The organism is Alphaproteobacteria bacterium, from assembly GCA_030739735.1.
Taxonomy (GTDB): domain Bacteria; phylum Pseudomonadota; class Alphaproteobacteria; order UBA7887; family UBA7887; genus UBA7887.
The window spans coordinates 1-15,710 of sequence record JASLYQ010000034.1 but is presented as its reverse complement, the minus strand read 5'-3'; the positions used below and the strand labels follow the sequence as shown (position 1 = coordinate 15,710).

Annotated in this window: 12 protein-coding genes and 1 tRNA gene; all 13 read right to left on the bottom strand. The window is 59.8% G+C overall.

Annotation, left to right across the window (positions count from 1 at the left end; all coding sequences use genetic code 11):
- Positions 1-136: 136 nt before the first annotated feature.
- The 13 genes from fusA to QF629_12685 all read right to left on the bottom strand — a co-directional run bounded on the left by fusA (position 137) and on the right by QF629_12685 (position 15,710).
- The gene (gene fusA, locus QF629_12745) at positions 137-2,212 is read right to left on the bottom strand and encodes an elongation factor G (GenBank protein ID MDP6014391.1); all 2,076 of its coding nucleotides are present in this window, start codon (positions 2,210-2,212) and stop codon (positions 137-139) included.
- Positions 2,213-2,246: 34 nt separating this feature from the next.
- Positions 2,247-2,717, bottom strand: a complete 471-nt coding sequence (rpsG, locus tag QF629_12740) for a 30S ribosomal protein S7 (protein ID MDP6014390.1) — start codon at positions 2,715-2,717, stop codon at positions 2,247-2,249.
- 15 nt (positions 2,718-2,732) lie between these two features.
- Positions 2,733-3,104 carry a 30S ribosomal protein S12 gene (gene rpsL, locus QF629_12735; GenBank protein MDP6014389.1) on the bottom strand — a complete coding sequence of 124 codons (372 nt, stop codon included), beginning with the start codon at positions 3,102-3,104 and terminating at the stop codon, positions 2,733-2,735.
- A 358-nt stretch (positions 3,105-3,462) separates the two neighbouring features.
- Positions 3,463-7,653, bottom strand: a complete 4,191-nt coding sequence (rpoC, locus tag QF629_12730) for a DNA-directed RNA polymerase subunit beta' (protein MDP6014388.1) — start codon at positions 7,651-7,653, stop codon at positions 3,463-3,465.
- A gap of 37 nt (positions 7,654-7,690) precedes the next feature.
- Positions 7,691-11,995 (bottom strand): DNA-directed RNA polymerase subunit beta, encoded by a 4,305-nt coding sequence (rpoB, locus tag QF629_12725; GenBank protein ID MDP6014387.1) that lies wholly within the window; start codon positions 11,993-11,995, stop codon positions 7,691-7,693.
- Positions 11,996-12,301: 306 nt separating this feature from the next.
- Positions 12,302-12,679: a 50S ribosomal protein L7/L12 gene (gene rplL, locus QF629_12720; protein ID MDP6014386.1), complete on the bottom strand. Its 378-nt coding sequence runs from the start codon at positions 12,677-12,679 to the stop codon at positions 12,302-12,304.
- A 48-nt stretch (positions 12,680-12,727) separates the two neighbouring features.
- Positions 12,728-13,246 (bottom strand): 50S ribosomal protein L10, encoded by a 519-nt coding sequence (rplJ, locus tag QF629_12715; protein ID MDP6014385.1) that lies wholly within the window; start codon positions 13,244-13,246, stop codon positions 12,728-12,730.
- Positions 13,247-13,497: 251 nt separating this feature from the next.
- Entirely contained in the window at positions 13,498-14,199 is a 702-nt protein-coding gene (rplA, locus tag QF629_12710) for a 50S ribosomal protein L1 (protein ID MDP6014384.1), read from the bottom strand.
- Positions 14,200-14,202: 3 nt separating this feature from the next.
- Positions 14,203-14,634, bottom strand: coding sequence for a 50S ribosomal protein L11 (gene rplK, locus QF629_12705; GenBank protein ID MDP6014383.1), 432 nt, complete (start codon positions 14,632-14,634; stop codon positions 14,203-14,205).
- 96 nt (positions 14,635-14,730) lie between these two features.
- Positions 14,731-15,279 carry a transcription termination/antitermination protein NusG gene (nusG, locus tag QF629_12700; GenBank protein MDP6014382.1) on the bottom strand — a complete coding sequence of 183 codons (549 nt, stop codon included), beginning with the start codon at positions 15,277-15,279 and terminating at the stop codon, positions 14,731-14,733.
- A 2-nt stretch (positions 15,280-15,281) separates the two neighbouring features.
- Entirely contained in the window at positions 15,282-15,479 is a 198-nt protein-coding gene (gene secE, locus QF629_12695; GenBank protein MDP6014381.1) for a preprotein translocase subunit SecE, read from the bottom strand.
- Positions 15,480-15,550: 71 nt separating this feature from the next.
- Positions 15,551-15,626, bottom strand: a tRNA-Trp gene (locus tag QF629_12690).
- 15 nt (positions 15,627-15,641) lie between these two features.
- The gene (locus QF629_12685; protein ID MDP6014380.1) at positions 15,642-15,710 is read right to left on the bottom strand and encodes a hypothetical protein; all 69 of its coding nucleotides are present in this window, start codon (positions 15,708-15,710) and stop codon (positions 15,642-15,644) included.

The following is a 15,710-nucleotide window of genomic DNA, read 5'->3' as shown; positions in this document are numbered from 1 at the left end:
GTGCCAACATTTACGTGCGGCTTCGTACGTTCAAATTTTTCCTTCGCCATCGCTCTTATGACTCCGTTCCTTGACGCTTATCTATTTGCTGCATATAGCCTGTTACACGATCTATTGCTACAGCACTGTTTCATATCTAGGCGAGTTTCGCCCGTACCTCTTCTGCGACCATTTGTGGCACCGGCTCGTAATGGTCGAAAAACATACTGTATTGCGCCCTACCCTGAGTCAGAGAGCGCAAGCTGTTGACATAGCCGAACATGGTCGCCAGGGGCACCATAGCGCACACGGTAGTTGCATTGCCGCTAGCATCCATGCCCTGGATTTGGCCGCGACGGCTCTTCAGGTCACCGATCACGTCGCCCATATACCCGTCAGGAGTAACCACCTCGACGCGCATCACCGGCTCAAGCAGCTTGGGCGACCCCTGGCCGAGCGCTTCGCGCGCCGCGGCGCGCGCCGCCAGTTCGAAAGCCATGACGGACGAATCTACCTCGTGGTGGTCTCCGTCGAGCAAAGTTGCCTTAACGTCGATCACAGGATAACCGGCAACAATGCCGCCATTCATGGCACCGGCAACGCCTTTTCGGACACCGGGAATGTATTCGCGCGGCACGTTGCCGCCGACCACTACGCTCTCAAAGGTAAGCCCTTCGCCTTTCTTACCTGGCTCGAGGCGTAGCTTCATGCGCGCAAACTGTCCAGAGCCGCCGGTCTGCTTCTTGTGAGTGTAATCGACCTCGGCCGCCTGCGTAATCGTCTCGCGATAGGCCACCTGCGGCGCGCCGACATTGGCGCCCACCTTGAACTCGCGCTTGAGGCGGTCGACTATGATGTCGAGGTGGAGTTCGCCCATGCCCTTGATCAGAGTCTGGCCGCTCTCGGCATCGCTGGCCACACGGAAGGACGGATCCTCCATCGCCAGGCGACCGAGTGCTACACCCATCTTCTCCTGATCACCTTTTGTGCGTGGCTCGACCGCGACCTCGATGACCGGCTCAGGGAACTCCATGCGCTCGAGAATAACCGCCTTCTTAGCATCACACAGTGTGTCACCGGTGGTGGTGTTCTTGAGTCCACAAATCGCTACGATATCGCCGGCCCGCGCAGCTTCAATGTCCTCGCGGTGGTTGGCGTGCATGGCTAGCATACGCCCAACCCGTTCGCGTTTACCCTTGACCGAGTTGAGCACCGATTGCCCAGTCTGGACCACGCCAGAATAGACACGAGCGAAGGTCAGAGACCCGACATGTTGGTCGTTCATGACCTTAAAGGCGAGAGCCGCGAAAGGCTCATCATCGGAGCTAATGCGCTCGGCTGGCTCCTCGCTGTCAGGCAGGGTGCCCTTGATTGCCGCAATGTCGGTCGGCGCCGGCATATAGTCGACCACGGCGTCGAGCAGCGGCTGCACGCCCTTGTTCTTGAAGGCCGAGCCGTTGAGCACGGGCACAAAGGCGCCGGTGATGGTGCCTTTGCGAATGCAGCGGATCAGCGTCTCCTCGTCCGGCTCCTCCCCTTCGAGAAATGCCTCCAGGACGTCGTCGTCCTGTTCTACCGCAGCCTCGATCAGCTTCTCGCGGTATTCCGTCGCAAGATCGGTAAGCTCGCCCGGGATCTCCACTGCGTCGAACTCCGCACCAAGGCTCTCGTCGCGCCAGAGAACGGCCTTCATGCGCACGAGGTCCACGACACCGGCATAATCGGCCTCGGCACCAACCGGCAGCTGCACCACCAGGGGTGTGGCACCGAGGCGATCGACGATCATATCCACGCAGCGCATAAAGTCGGCGCCGATACGGTCCATCTTGTTGACAAAACAGATACGCGGCACTCCGTAGCGGTCGGCCTGACGCCAAACCGTCTCCGACTGCGGCTCGACGCCGGCGACGCTGTCGAAGACGCAGACAGAACCATCGAGCACACGCAAGCTGCGCTCGACCTCGATCGTAAAGTCGACGTGGCCCGGCGTGTCGATAATGTTAATCTGGTGCTCGCGCCAATAGCACGTCGTCGCGGCAGACGTGATGGTGATACCGCGCTCCTGCTCCTGCTCCATCCAGTCCATGGTCGCAGCGCCATGATGAACCTCACCGATCTTGTGGGAGCGCCCGGTATAGAACAAGATGCGCTCCGTTGCCGTCGTCTTCCCGGCGTCGATGTGGGCCATGATGCCGATATTGCGGTACCAGGACAGAGGCGTGGTGCGGGACATACTTCAGATTCCTCAGATTATCCGCTGCGCCAGCCTACCAGCGATAATGGGAAAAGGCTTTGTTGGCTTCAGCCATGCGATGTGTATCCTCCCGCTTCTTCACCGCAGAACCGCGATTCACCGCAGCATCCATGAGTTCGTTCGACAGGCGCTCGACCATGGTTTTTTCCGACCGATTGCGCGCCGCATCAATAAGCCAGCGAATGGCAAGCGCTTGGCGACGGTCGTTGCGAACCTCCACCGGCACCTGATAGGTGGCGCCGCCGACGCGACGCGACTTCACTTCAACATTGGGCTTCACGTTCTCGAGCGCATCGTGAAAGAGCTGCAACGGATCGCCACTGTTGCGCCCGGCGATACGATCGAACGCGCCATACACAATTCGCTCCGCGCACGACTTCTTGCCGTCGTGCATCAGATTATTCATGAACTTGGTGACAACGACGTCGCCAAATTTAGCATCGCCCAAGATCTCGCGTTTTTCCGCGGCGTGCCGGCGTGACATATTCTAAACTCCCGCCTATTTGGGACGCTTGGCGCCGTACTTGGAGCGCCGCTGGCGGCGATCATTGACACCTTCAGTATCCAGCGTGCCGCGAATGATATGGTAGCGCACGCCAGGAAGATCCTTGACGCGACCACCGCGGATCATCACCACCGAGTGCTCCTGAAGGTTATGGCCCTCGCCAGGAATGTAGCTGGTGACCTCAAAGCTATTGGTCAGGCGCACACGCGCGACCTTGCGCAGCGCCGAGTTCGGCTTTTTCGGCGTGGTCGTATAGACGCGCGTGCAGACCCCGCGTTTCTGCGGACAGGCTTCGAGCGCCGGCACCTTGTTATGCTCCACTTGACGCTGTCGGCCCTTGCGCACCAGTTGATTGATCGTCGGCACAGACTATTCCTCTCGCCTACCGTCCGCAAAAACACCAAGACACGCCTGCGCTACCGGTCGGCCGCCCTTGGCATAGCGACCAGCTTGCAAGCCAAACACCACCGAGACGCCCACGTTTCTCCGCTGAGATCAGCAGGACCCGCGACGGCTGCCCCGACGGTCGGTTATGTTCCACGTTGCGGCAACCGTTGCGATCGCCTATCGGGGGCAGCGTCTAGGCAGGACACCTACCACCTACCCCCCGAATGAGGCGCGCATACTATGGACGGCCCTGGTGGTCGTCAAGCGCAAAACGTTGCCCGAAAACCCCTAGATTTACGGGTTTTCCCTACAGTTTCTGGACCCAAGGAGAAGGCCGTCAAGCGGCCCCAGACTCCTCCGCTTCGATGAGAGCCTGGCCCGCGTCGGCCTCGGCAGCCGCCACCGCCTGACGCGCCTCGATGATCTCCCGATCCCGGGTGCCGGCGACCCCCTTCATAATGTTCATAAAACGGCCCGTGCCGGCCGGAATCAGGCGTCCGACTATGACGTTCTCCTTAAGCCCGTGGAGCCGGTCAGAACGTCCGGTCACAGCGGCATCTGTCAGTACACGCGTGGTTTCCTGGAACGATGCCGCCGAAATGAAGGAATTGGTCTGCAAGCTAGCTTTGGTGATGCCTTGCAGCACTGGCGTCGCGGTCGCGATACGCCGCCCATCGGTCTCGGCCTTGTGGTTGACCTCGCGGAACTCCACCTTATCAACCTGCTCGCCATTGAGGAACGTGGTCTCGCCGGGATCGTCGATCTCAATCTTCTGCAGCATCTGGCGCGTAATCACCTCGATGTGCTTATCGTTGATCTTCACGCCCTGCAGGCGATAGACCTCTTGGATTTCGTCGATCAGGTACGATGCAAGTTCCGCCACACCGAGCACCTTGAGAATGTCGTGCGGCACCCGGCTACCATCCATCAGAAGATCGCCCTTGCGGACGAGATCTCCCTCCTGAACGGTGATGGGCTTGCCCTTCGGAATAAGATACTCGGAAGGCTCCGCGCCCTCTTCCTCGGGTACCACCACCACGCGGCGCTTGGCCTTGTAATCCTTTCCGAACTCGACCCGCCCGTCGCTTTCGCTCATGATCGCGAATTCCTTGGGCTTGCGCGCCTCGAACAGCTCTGCCACGCGCGGCAGGCCACCAGTAATGTCGCGTGCCTTCGAGCCCTCGAGCGGGATCCGCGCCAGCACGTCACCAGCATGGACGCTGTCATCCACTTCAACGCTGAGCACGGCATTGATGGGTAGCTCGAACTGAGCGTCGCGGCCGTTCGATAGGGTCACCGGCTCGCCACTCTCATCGACCAGGAGAATACGTGGACGCAGTTCACCGGTCTTGCCAGTCTGCTTCCACTCGATGACGCGGCGACTGGCGATGCCGGTCGCCTCGTCAACCTCCTCGCGCATGGTCACAGCCTCAACCAGATCGAGATACTTGACCGTGCCAGACTTCTCGCTGATCACGGGCCGCATGTGCGGGTCCCACTCAGCAAGCTTGGTGCCACGACTGACCGGCTGAGCATCATCGACCAACAGGCGGCTGCCATAGGGGACACGATGCCGTGCCCGCTCGCGGCCCTGCTCGTCTTTAACCACGAGCTCGCAATTGCGACTCATGATCACGGGAGTGCCCGTCGAATCGTTTACCGCGTTGCGGTTCTCCACCGTAAGTGTGCCGTCGATGGTGCTCTCGATGGCCGACTGCTGGGCAGTCTGGCTGACAGCACCACCGATGTGGAAGGTACGCATGGTGAGTTGGGTGCCAGGCTCACCGATCGACTGGGCGGCGATAACGCCCACGGCCTCACCAACATTAACCACCGTGCCGCGCGCAAGATCGCGACCGTAGCAGACAGCGCAAACGCCTTCCTCGGTCTCGCAGGTCAGCACCGAGCGGATCTTGACGTGTTCGACGCCGGCCGCCTCGACAGCCAGCACCGCGGCTTCATCGATCAAACAGGCGCTCGGCACCAGCACCTTGTCGCTAACCGGATCGAGGATATCGATCGAGGCGGTACGCCCGAGAATGCGGTCGGCCAGCGGCGCGATCACCTCGGCACCTTCGACCACCGCCGCCACATCGAGGCCCGCGATTGTGCCACAATCTATCTCGGTGATGATCACATCCTGGGCAACATCAACGAGACGGCGCGTCAGGTAGCCTGAATTCGCGGTCTTCAGCGCCGTATCCGCTAGCCCCTTGCGGGCGCCGTGGGTAGAGTTGAAATATTCGAGAACCGTCAGCCCCTCTTTAAAATTGGAGATGATCGGCGTCTCGATAATCTCGCCCGATGGCTTGGCCATGAGACCACGCATGCCGGCCAACTGCTTCATCTGCGCTGGCGAGCCACGGGCACCGGAATGGGCCATCATATAGACCGAGTTGAGCGAGGTGTCGCCCGCGTCACCGCCAGCAATGCCAGCCATCATCGCGTCCGCCACCTTGTCCGTGCACTGGGACCAGATGTCGATGACCTTGTTGTACTTCTCGCCTTGGGTGATCAGGCCTTCAGCATATTGACGCTCAAACTCTTTGACCATGTCTCGGGTATCGTTCACCAGGGCCTCCTTGGCCTCCGGAACGACCATATCATCCTTGCCGAAAGAGATGCCGGCGCGGCAGGCGCGCGAGAAGCCCATCGCCATGATGTGATCCGCGAACAGAACCGTCTCTTTCTGACCGCAGTGCCGATAGACCTCATCGATGACCTGGGTCAGTTCCTTCTTGGTCAGCAGGCGATTGATCAGGTCAAAGCTGATACGCGGATGTCGCGGCAAAATTTCCGAAAGCAGCATGCGCCCGGGTGTCGTATCGACAACCTCGGCAACCGGATTGCTCTCCGCGTCGACCGTATGGTAGCGCGCCTTGATCCTAGCATGCAGGTGTAGCGTCCCGTTCTCACAAGCGTGCTCGATCTCCGATACCGAAGCGAATGTCATGCCCTCGCCCGCTAGGCCCTCGCGCTCGATCGTCAGATAGTAGAGACCAAGCACGATATCCTGGGTCGGCACGATGATCGGCTTGCCGTTGGCCGGGCTGAGAATGTTGTTGGTCGACATCATCAAAACCCGTGCCTCAAGCTGGGCCTCCAGCGACAGGGGCACATGCACGGCCATTTGGTCGCCGTCGAAATCGGCATTGAAGGCAGCACAGACCAGTGGATGCAGCTGGATCGCCTTACCCTCGATGAGCTTGGGCTCAAAGGCCTGGATACCGAGGCGATGCAGCGTTGGTGCCCGGTTGAGCAGTACTGGATGCTCGCGGATCACCTCCTCCAAGATATCCCAGATCTCGGGACGCTCCTTCTCCACCATGCGCTTGGCCGCCTTTATGGTGGTGGCCATACCGTAGAGCTCGAGCCTGGAGTAGATGAAGGGCTTGAACAACTCGAGCGCCATCTTCTTGGGTAGCCCACACTCGTGCAGTTTAAGTTCAGGTCCCACCACGATCACCGAGCGACCAGAATAGTCGCAGCGCTTGCCAAGCAGGTTCTGCCGGAAGCGACCCTGCTTACCCTTAAGCATATCAGCGAGCGACTTCAACGGCCGCTTGTTGGCGCCGGTGATGACGCGGCCGCGGCGGCCGTTGTCAAACAGGGCGTCCACGGACTCCTGCAGCATGCGCTTTTCATTGCGCACGATGATATCAGGCGCGCGCAGCTCCAACAGCCGCTTGAGGCGGTTATTACGATTAATGACGCGACGATAGAGATCGTTAAGATCGGAGGTCGCAAAGCGACCGCCGTCGAGTGGCACCAGCGGGCGCAACTCCGGCGGGATTACCGGCACCACCTCAAGAATCATCCACTCTGGACGATTGCGCGACTCGATGAAGGCCTCTACGAGCTTGAGGCGCTTGATGAACTTCTTGCGCTTGGCCTCGGAGCCGGTCTGGGCCAAGTCCTCGCGCAGCGTCACACGCTCTTCTTCCAGGTCGATCGCAATCAGCATGTCGCGAATGGCCTCGGCACCGATGCCCGCCTCGAAAGCATCATCGCCATATTCGTCGAGATATTCGAGATAGGCGTCCTCGGTGATCAGCTCATTCTGCTTGAGCGGCGTCAGGCCCGGTTCGGTCACAACGTAATTCTCAAAATAGAGAATCCGCTCGATCTCTTTGAGAGTCATATCGAGTAGCGTGCCGATGCGAGACGGCAGCGACTTGAGAAACCAGATGTGAGCCACGGGTGAGGCCAGCTCGACATGACCCATGCGCTCGCGCCGCACCTTTGCCTGGATCACCTCCACGCCACACTTCTCGCAGACGATGCCACGATGCTTCATGCGTTTATATTTACCGCACAAGCATTCGTAGTCCTTAATCGGCCCGAAGATCTTGGCACAGAACAGGCCGTCGCGTTCAGGTTTGAAAGTGCGGTAGTTGATGGTCTCGGGCTTCTTCACCTCACCGTACGACCACGACCGGATCTTCTCCGGGCTGGCGATCGAGATACGGATATCGTCGAACCGACGCGTAGTTGCGGCCGGTGTGAAGATGCTCATCAAATCATTCATTTACTACGCTCCTGTGCGCTCGCGGCGTGCCGCTTGCTCACTTTCTCTCCACCAGGTCGACGTCGAGTCCGAGGGACTGCAATTCCTTCACCAGCACATTGAAGGATTCTGGAATGCCGGCCTCGAAATTGTTTTCACCGCGCACTATCGCCTCGTATGCCTTGGTACGGCCGGAGACATCGTCGGACTTAACCGTCAACATCTCCTGCAGGGTGTAAGCTGCACCGTAAGCCTGCAGTGCCCAGACCTCCATCTCGCCGAAACGCTGGCCGCCGAATTGGGCCTTTCCGCCCAGCGGCTGCTGGGTCACGAGGCTGTAGGGGCCGATGGAGCGGGCATGGATCTTGTCATCAACCAGGTGATGAAGCTTAAGCATGTAGATGTAACCCACCGTCACCTTTCGGTCGAAGGTCTCACCTGTGCGCCCGTCCGTGAGCGTCACCTGCCCGGACACGTCCAGGCCGGCCTGCTCGAGAAGCTCGATGATATTGGCCTCATGCGCGCCGTCAAACACCGGCGTCGAGATTGGCACGCCGGGACGAAGATTGCCGGCGAGTTCCATGATCTCCTCGTCGTCCATGGTTTTGAAGACGTCTTTGACTACTTTTTTGCCATAGATATCGCCAAGACGGGCACGGATCTGCTTGGTCTCACCGCCCTTGCTCGTGGCATCGTTGAGCAGCTCGCCGACCTCGCGACCAAGCGCACGCGTCGCCCAACCGAGATGGGTCTCCAGAATCTGTCCGACATTCATGCGCGAGGGCACCCCGAGCGGGTTGAGCACGATGTCGAGCGGCGTACCATCTTCGAGATAGGGCATGTCCTCGATCGGCATGATCTTGGAGATGACACCCTTGTTACCGTGGCGACCGGCCATCTTGTCCCCAGGCTGCAGCTTACGCTTCACGGCCACGAAGACCTTGACCATCTTGAGCACGCCCGGCAGCAGCTCGTCGCCGGACTGCACTTTCTCGACCTTGTCCTGGAAGCGCGCGCCAAGCGCCTCGTTGGCAACATCGAGCTCTCGCTTAAGCGCCTCGACGTGCCCCATCACTTTTTCGACCTTGACCGCAAACTGCCACCACTGGCCATGCCCGTATTCTTCGAGCACAGCCTGGGTGATCTTGCTGCCAACCTTGCAGCCCTTGGGCCCGGCCACGATCTGCCGGTTGAGCAGCATGTTTTTCAGACGATCGTAAATATCGCCCTCGATGATCATGCGCTCGTCATCGCGGTCCTTGGCCAGACGATCAATCTCGGCACGCTCGATGGCGAGTGCGCGCTCGTCCTTGTCGATGCCACGACGGGAGAAGACCCGGACCTCGACAATCGTACCCGAGACGCCAGGCGGTAAGCGCAGCGACGTATCACGCACATCGGACGCCTTTTCGCCGAAGATGGCACGCAGCAGCTTCTCCTCGGGCGTCATAGGCGATTCGCCCTTGGGCGTGATCTTACCGACAAGAATATCGTTCGGCTTCACTTCGGCGCCGATATAGACGATGCCCGCCTCGTCGAGGTTCTTCAGCGCCTCTTCGCCAACGTTGGGGATGTCGCGCGTGATCTCCTCTGGCCCGAGCTTGGTATCGCGAGCCATAACCTCGAATTCCTCGATATGAATCGAGGTGAAGACGTCGTCACGGACGATACGCTCGGAGATGAGGATGGAGTCCTCAAAGTTATAGCCATTCCAGGGCATAAAGGCGACGAGCACGTTGCGCCCAAGCGCCAGCTCGCCGAGTTCAGTCGAAGGACCGTCGGCGATCACGTCGCCGGCCACCACCCGATCACCCACCTTCACCAACGGCCGCTGGTTGATGCAGGTGTTCTGGTTCGAGCGCTGGAACTTCAAAAGGTTGTAAATATCGACGCCGGCAGAGCCCTCGCTGTCTTCGGCCGTGACCCGGATAACGACGCGCCGGACATCGACCTGGTCAACCACACCGGCCCGGCGCGCCACCACGGTAGCGCCCGAGTCGCGTGCCACGACCTCCTCCATGCCTGTGCCAACAAGCGGCGCCTGGGCCTGGATTAGCGGTACCGCTTGGCGCTGCATGTTCGAGCCCATCAGTGCGCGGTTGGCATCATCGTTCTCAAGAAACGGGATCAGGGCTGCAGCAACGGAGACCAGCTGTTTCGGTGAAACATCGATGTAATCGACATTCTCCGGTGAGGTCATGACAAAATCACCATTAACGCGACAGCTCACCAGATCGCGCTGGAAACGTCCGCTGGCATTAAGTGGCGCATTGGCCTGAGCAATGGTGTGCCGCGCTTCGTCCGTGGCCGAGAGGTAGTCAACTTCGTCAGTCACCTTTCCCTTGACCACCTTACGGTAGGGCGATTCTATAAACCCGTATTTATTTACCTTGGCATAGGTCGCAAGACTATTGATAAGGCCAATATTCGGTCCCTCTGGTGTTTCAACCGGACATATGCGGCCGTAATGGGTGGGATGCACGTCGCGCACCTCGAAGCCAGCACGCTCGCGCGTCAGGCCGCCCGGGCCAAGTGCTGACAGGCGCCGCTTATGAGTGATCTCAGACAACGGATTGGTTTGGTCCATGAACTGGCTGAGCTGCGAGGAGCCAAAGAACTCCCGCACCGCCGCCGCGGCCGGCTTGGAATTAACCAGGTCGTGCGGCATCACGGCATCAATCTCGACCGAACTCATACGCTCGCGGATAGCCCGCTCCATGCGAAGCAGCCCGACGCGATACTGATTTTCCATCAGCTCGCCGACCGAGCGCACACGCCGATTACCGAGATGGTCGATATCGTCGATATCGCCACGACCGTCCTTCAGACCGACAAGGGTCGAGACGACAGCGGTGATGTCCGCACGCCGCAGCTCGCGCAGTTCATCATCACACTCGACTTCGAGACGCGAGTTCATCTTCACACGCCCGACAGCAGAGAGGTCATAGCGCTCGGAGCGCAGGATGTTCATATCCGCGTTGGCGATCCAGCCCATGTTCGGTCCGCCCCAATCGAGGGAGCAGGACACCGCGATCAGCGAAAATCCGTCGCGCGAATCGATCACCCAAGCATTGCCCTGCAGTGCGGCCCGATCGAGGGCCCCCACGGGCTTAGCCCGCTTGTTCGGCGTGTCGCGCACGTCGACGCTCTGCGAAGTAAGCTTCAGCGGGCTCAGAAACAGATCGTAGAACAGACGCTCCGCGCTCTCGTCGGTCGGCGGCTCGCCGGGGCGCATGACCCGGTAGATATCGGTCAGAGCATCCGAACGCGACTGGTTTTTGTCGATGGCAAGCGTGTTGCGGATGTAAGGACCGACATTGGGACCCATGGCCAACACCGAGATCGCGCCGATTTTGGACTCCGCGATAGCGTCCCTCATCTCCTCGGTAATGGCGTCACCCGCCTCGGCAATCACCAGCCCGCTCTCCATATCGACGATCTCGCGCGCCGAAAACTGATCGATTAGGTCGTCAAGCTCGATGCGTTGACTATTGAAACCGCTATCGGCCAACCTGCGCGAAATAAGGGCCGTGACCCGCGTGCCTGCCTCAGCCACGACCTTACCGGTCTTAGCGTTGATCAGGTCGCGCTCCAGCCGCGTGCCCTTGACGCGCTCGAGATCGAAGGGTGCGCTCCAGCCCTTCTTGCTGCGCTTGTAGTCGACCATCTCGTAGAAGAGATCGAGAATTTCCTCGGTATTGAGACCGAGCGCGCGCAGCAGCGTGGTGACCGGCAGCTTGCGACGGCGATCAACGCGGACATAAACGATGTCCTTTGCATCGAACTCGAAATCAAGCCACGAGCCACGATAGGGAATCACCCGCGCCGCAAAGAGATATTTACCCGAGGAGTGGGTTTTGCCCTTATCATGATCGAAGAAGACGCCCGGCGAGCGGTGCATCTGGCTAACGATGACACGCTCCGTGCCGTTGATCACAAAGGTGCCCTTGTCGGTCATGAGCGGCATGTCGCCCATGAAGACGTCCTGTTCCTTGATATCACGCACCGTGCGCGCACCGGTTTCCTCGTCAACATCCCAGACGATGAGGCGCAGGGTCACGCGCAATGGTGCAGCATAGGTTACGCCGCGCTGCTGGCATTCCTCTACATCGTACTTGGGTGAATCGAGAGCATAGGCGACATATTGGAGCTGGGCAGAATCCGAAAAATCGCGAATCGGGAACACCGAATTAAAGACAGCCTGCAGGCCGGCATCCCGGCGCTCAGGCATTTCCACGTCCTTTTGCAGGAACGCTTCATAGGAGTTCCGCTGAACCTCGATCAGGTTCGGCATCGATGCGACTGCCAAAGAGCCGCCGTAGGATTTGCGAATGCGCTTGCGCCCAGTGAATGACAGGGTCATGCCTTCTCCTCAATACGAGGTTGACGCACAGCAGCGAGCCCACAGCCATGCGGGCTTAGCCAGAATGCAACGAAAGCACCCCCTCACAGCACGCGTAACGCACCAAAAGAGAGCAAGATGCCGCTTACGCCCGCTTAATGGAAAGCGGCGCAGAGGCGGATCAGATGCTTCCGGATGGGATCCGGTTTCACTATGTCGAACGGTGTCGCTGCCGTCAGTTATGCCGAGCGATGAATTTCGTAAAAACACCACCGAATGTCAAGAGAGGCCACCACCGAAACGGCAACGGCCCCGTTTCGCTCGCGACTATTTGACTTCGACGGTGGCACCGGCGCCTTCCAGTTTACCCTTGATCTCGTCGGCCTCGTCCTTGGACACACCCTCCTTGACGGGGTTGGGTACGCCCTCGACAAGCCCCTTGGCTTCCTTGAGCCCAAGGCCAGTGATGCTGCGGATTTCCTTAATGACGTTGATCTTCTTCTCGCCGAAGCTCGCCAAAATGACATCGAACTCGGTCTGCTCTTCTACTGCGGCGTCGCCGCCGCCGGCTGCCGGAGCAGCGGCTACGGCCACCGGCGCCGCGGCCGAAACACCCCACTTATCCTCAAGCAACTTGGCCAGTTCCGATGCTTCCAGCACCGTCAGGGCGGACAGTTTTTCCGCAATCTTCTCGATATCAGCCATGTTTCTTACTCCTGGTCTGAGATTTTTTGATCGTTGGCGCGCCCGGGATCAGGCCGCCTCTTGTGCATTTGCATGGGCGTCGATAACGCGCGCCAACTGACCCGCCGGGGCCTGGAGTACACCGGCAATCTTGGTGGCCGGGGCATTGAGTAGCCCAACCAGCTTGCCACGCAGTTCATCGAGCGATGGCAGGCTGGCGAGATTCTTGACATCGACTTCGGCAAGCGTGTTCTCACCAAGCCCCCCACCAAGAATGACGAGGTTGTCGTTTCCCTTGGCAAACTCAACGGTCGCCTTGGCCGCCCCCACGGGATCCTCTGAAACGGCGATCGCTGTTGGCCCGCTAAACAACGAGGCGAGATGCTCGTAGGGCGTGTCCGCCAAGGCAAGCTTGGTCAAGCTGTTCTTGGTGACCTTGAAGCTGGCTCCCGCGGCCCGCATCTGACGACGCAGTTCGGTCGCCTCGCCCGCCGTGAGACCAAGATTGTGGCTCACCACCACGGCCGTGGCATTGCTGAAAACTTCGTGCAGCGATGCGACCATCGCTTTCTTTGCGGCTCGATCCACGGCGCGCCTCCATGACGCTGCCTCCCCGCTGCAACGAGCCTATGCCCGCCCGGCGCGAAGGTCCGGTTACAACTCCGGTCCCTTGCGGGACCACATTTCCTATCCGGGAGGCAGCGACCGCATGCCGCAGCACGCGCGGCGATTCGGTCTTCCGCTTGTCTGCATGGGCCGGTTCCCCGTTTCTGCCGCAGCCGCACGCCTTGGCACCCATGGTCTCGGACAGGTCTTTGTCCCTCCGCCGGCTGGGCCGGTCAGAGCTTGATCAGTTCCTCAGGCTCCAGCTTGACGCCAGTGCCCATGGTAGAGCTCAGTGCAGCGCGCTTCAGGAACAGGCCCTTGGCACCGCTCGGCTTCGCCTTGTTGATTGCAGAGATAAAAGCTTTCACATTCTCCACCAGGGCGGAGACATCAAAGCTGGCCTTACCGATGCCGGCGTGAACAACGCCCGCTTTCTCGACGCGGAACTCGACCTGGCCGCCTTTGGCGTCTTTGACAGCCTGGACCACATTGGGGGTTACCGTGCCGAGCTTCGGATTAGGCATGAGGCCGCGCGGCCCTAGGATCTTACCCAGCTTGCCGACCACGGCCATCATGTCCGGCGTAGCAATGCAGCGGTCGAATTCGATCTCGCCTTCCTGCACCTTGGCCGCGAGATCATCCGCACCGACAAGATCCGCACCCGCTTCACGCGCCTCATCGGCTTTGGCGTCCTTGGCAAAAACGGCTACGCGCATCGACTTTCCCGTGCCGTGGGGCAGGCTGACCATGCCGCGCACCATCTGGTCGGCGTGGCGCGGATCGACATCCAGGTTAAGAGCAATCTCTATGGTTTCGTCGAACTTCGCCGTAGCTCCGGCCTTGATCAACTCGACAGCGGCGACGATCTCGTGCCGCGCTGCCGGATCGCGGCCTTCGCGAATGGTGCGCATGCGCTTGCCTTTGTTCCTGGCCATGGCTCAGTCTACTACCGTGATGCCCATCGAACGGGCCGAGCCTGCCAGCATGCGGCAAGCGGCGTCGACGTCATCGGTGTTGAGATCAGGATTTTTTGCTTCGGCAATATCACGCAACTGGGCCATGGTGACTGAACCTACGGGATCCGACCGTCCGGTCTCGCCCGAGCCCTTGTCAAGCCCCGCCGCTTTCTTGATGAAAAAGCTGGCCGGCGGCGTCTTGGTCTCGAAGCTGAAGCTACGATCGCCATAGACGGTAACCACAGTCGGAATCGGTACGCCCTGCTCAAGGCTCTGCGTCGCCGCGTTGAAGGCCTTACAGAATTCCATGATATTCAGCCCGCGCTGACCGAGCGCCGGGCCGATTGGCGGTGACGGGTTGGCCTGGCCAGCCGGCACCTGCAGCTTGATGTAACCGTCGATCCTCTTCGCCATCACTTCCCCTTTCGGGAGCGCGGTGCGGCCGTGGCGAGCCTCCCGTGCGTTTAGAAGCCCGGCGGATACCCCGGACAGGGCCTCACGTCAAGCTCTCTAAAGCTTCTCGACTTGGGAATATTCGAGTTCGACGGGCGTCGAACGGCCGAAGATGGTCACCGCCACCTTGAGTCGCGCCTTGTCCTCGTCGATATCCTCAACCATACCGTTAAAGGAGGCGAAGGGACCGTCCGAGACGCGCACCATCTCGCCGATCTCAAAGAGGATCGAGGGCTTCGGCCGCTCAATACCCTCCTGCACCTGGCGCAGAATGCGGTCAGCCTCGGACTGGCGGATCGGCGAGGGCTTGCTACCGGTGCCAAGAAAACCCGTGACCTTGGCAGTGTTCTTGACCAGATGCCAAGTCTCGTCGGTCATCACCATACGCACCAACACATAACCGGGAAGGAACTTACGCTCGCTGGAGACCCGTTGACCGCGGCGCATCTCGACCACTTCCTCGGTCGGTACCAGCGCCTCCTGGATCAGGTCGCCCATGCCCTTCCGAATAGCCTGATCCTTGATGGCCTGAGCAACCTTTTTCTCGAAGCCGGAATAGGCATGGACGATATACCACTTGCCGTCCTGGGTGGTAGTTTCAGCCATGGTCATCCTCCAAGACCCAGAATCTGACGCACGCCGAACGACAAGACTTGGTCAACCAAAAGGAAGAAGATCGACAGTACGGTGACCATGATGAACACCATAATCGTGGTCACGGCGACCTCTTTGCGTGTTGGCCAGGTCACGCGCGACACTTCCTGGCGCACCTGACGGACGAATTCTGCCGGCGAAGTCTTAGCCATTAAATCCTGCTAAACGGTTCTCGGTTCATGATCTTAAATGGTCGACATATCATGTAAGTGCAAGAGCGGGTTGGCAGGAGTGGAGGGGATCGAACCCCCAACCCCCGGTTTTGGAGACCGGTGCTCTACCAGTTGAGCTACACTCCTGTATCCTGCCCGTACTTATTCTGAGACGTCGGCGACGACACCGGCGCCGACGGTGCGTCCGCCTTCGCGGATGGCAAAGCGCAG

What these genes read in the sequence shown, in the direction of transcription:
- rpsG (MDP6014390.1), bottom strand. Translation starts at nt 2,717, where the DNA reads ATGTCACGCCGGCACGCCGCGGAAAAACGCGAGATCTTGGGCGATGCT.
- rpoB (MDP6014387.1), bottom strand. Translation starts at nt 11,995, where the DNA reads ATGACCCTGTCATTCACTGGGCGCAAGCGCATTCGCAAATCCTACGGC.
- secE (MDP6014381.1), bottom strand. Translation starts at nt 15,479, where the DNA reads ATGGCTAAGACTTCGCCGGCAGAATTCGTCCGTCAGGTGCGCCAGGAA.
- rplA (MDP6014384.1), bottom strand. Translation starts at nt 14,199, where the DNA reads ATGGCCAGGAACAAAGGCAAGCGCATGCGCACCATTCGCGAAGGCCGC.
- fusA (MDP6014391.1), bottom strand. Translation starts at nt 2,212, where the DNA reads ATGTCCCGCACCACGCCTCTGTCCTGGTACCGCAATATCGGCATCATG.
- nusG (MDP6014382.1), bottom strand. Translation starts at nt 15,279, where the DNA reads ATGGCTGAAACTACCACCCAGGACGGCAAGTGGTATATCGTCCATGCC.
- rpoC (MDP6014388.1), bottom strand. Translation starts at nt 7,653, where the DNA reads ATGAATGATTTGATGAGCATCTTCACACCGGCCGCAACTACGCGTCGG.
- rplK (MDP6014383.1), bottom strand. Translation starts at nt 14,634, where the DNA reads ATGGCGAAGAGGATCGACGGTTACATCAAGCTGCAGGTGCCGGCTGGC.
- rplL (MDP6014386.1), bottom strand. Translation starts at nt 12,679, where the DNA reads ATGGCTGATATCGAGAAGATTGCGGAAAAACTGTCCGCCCTGACGGTG.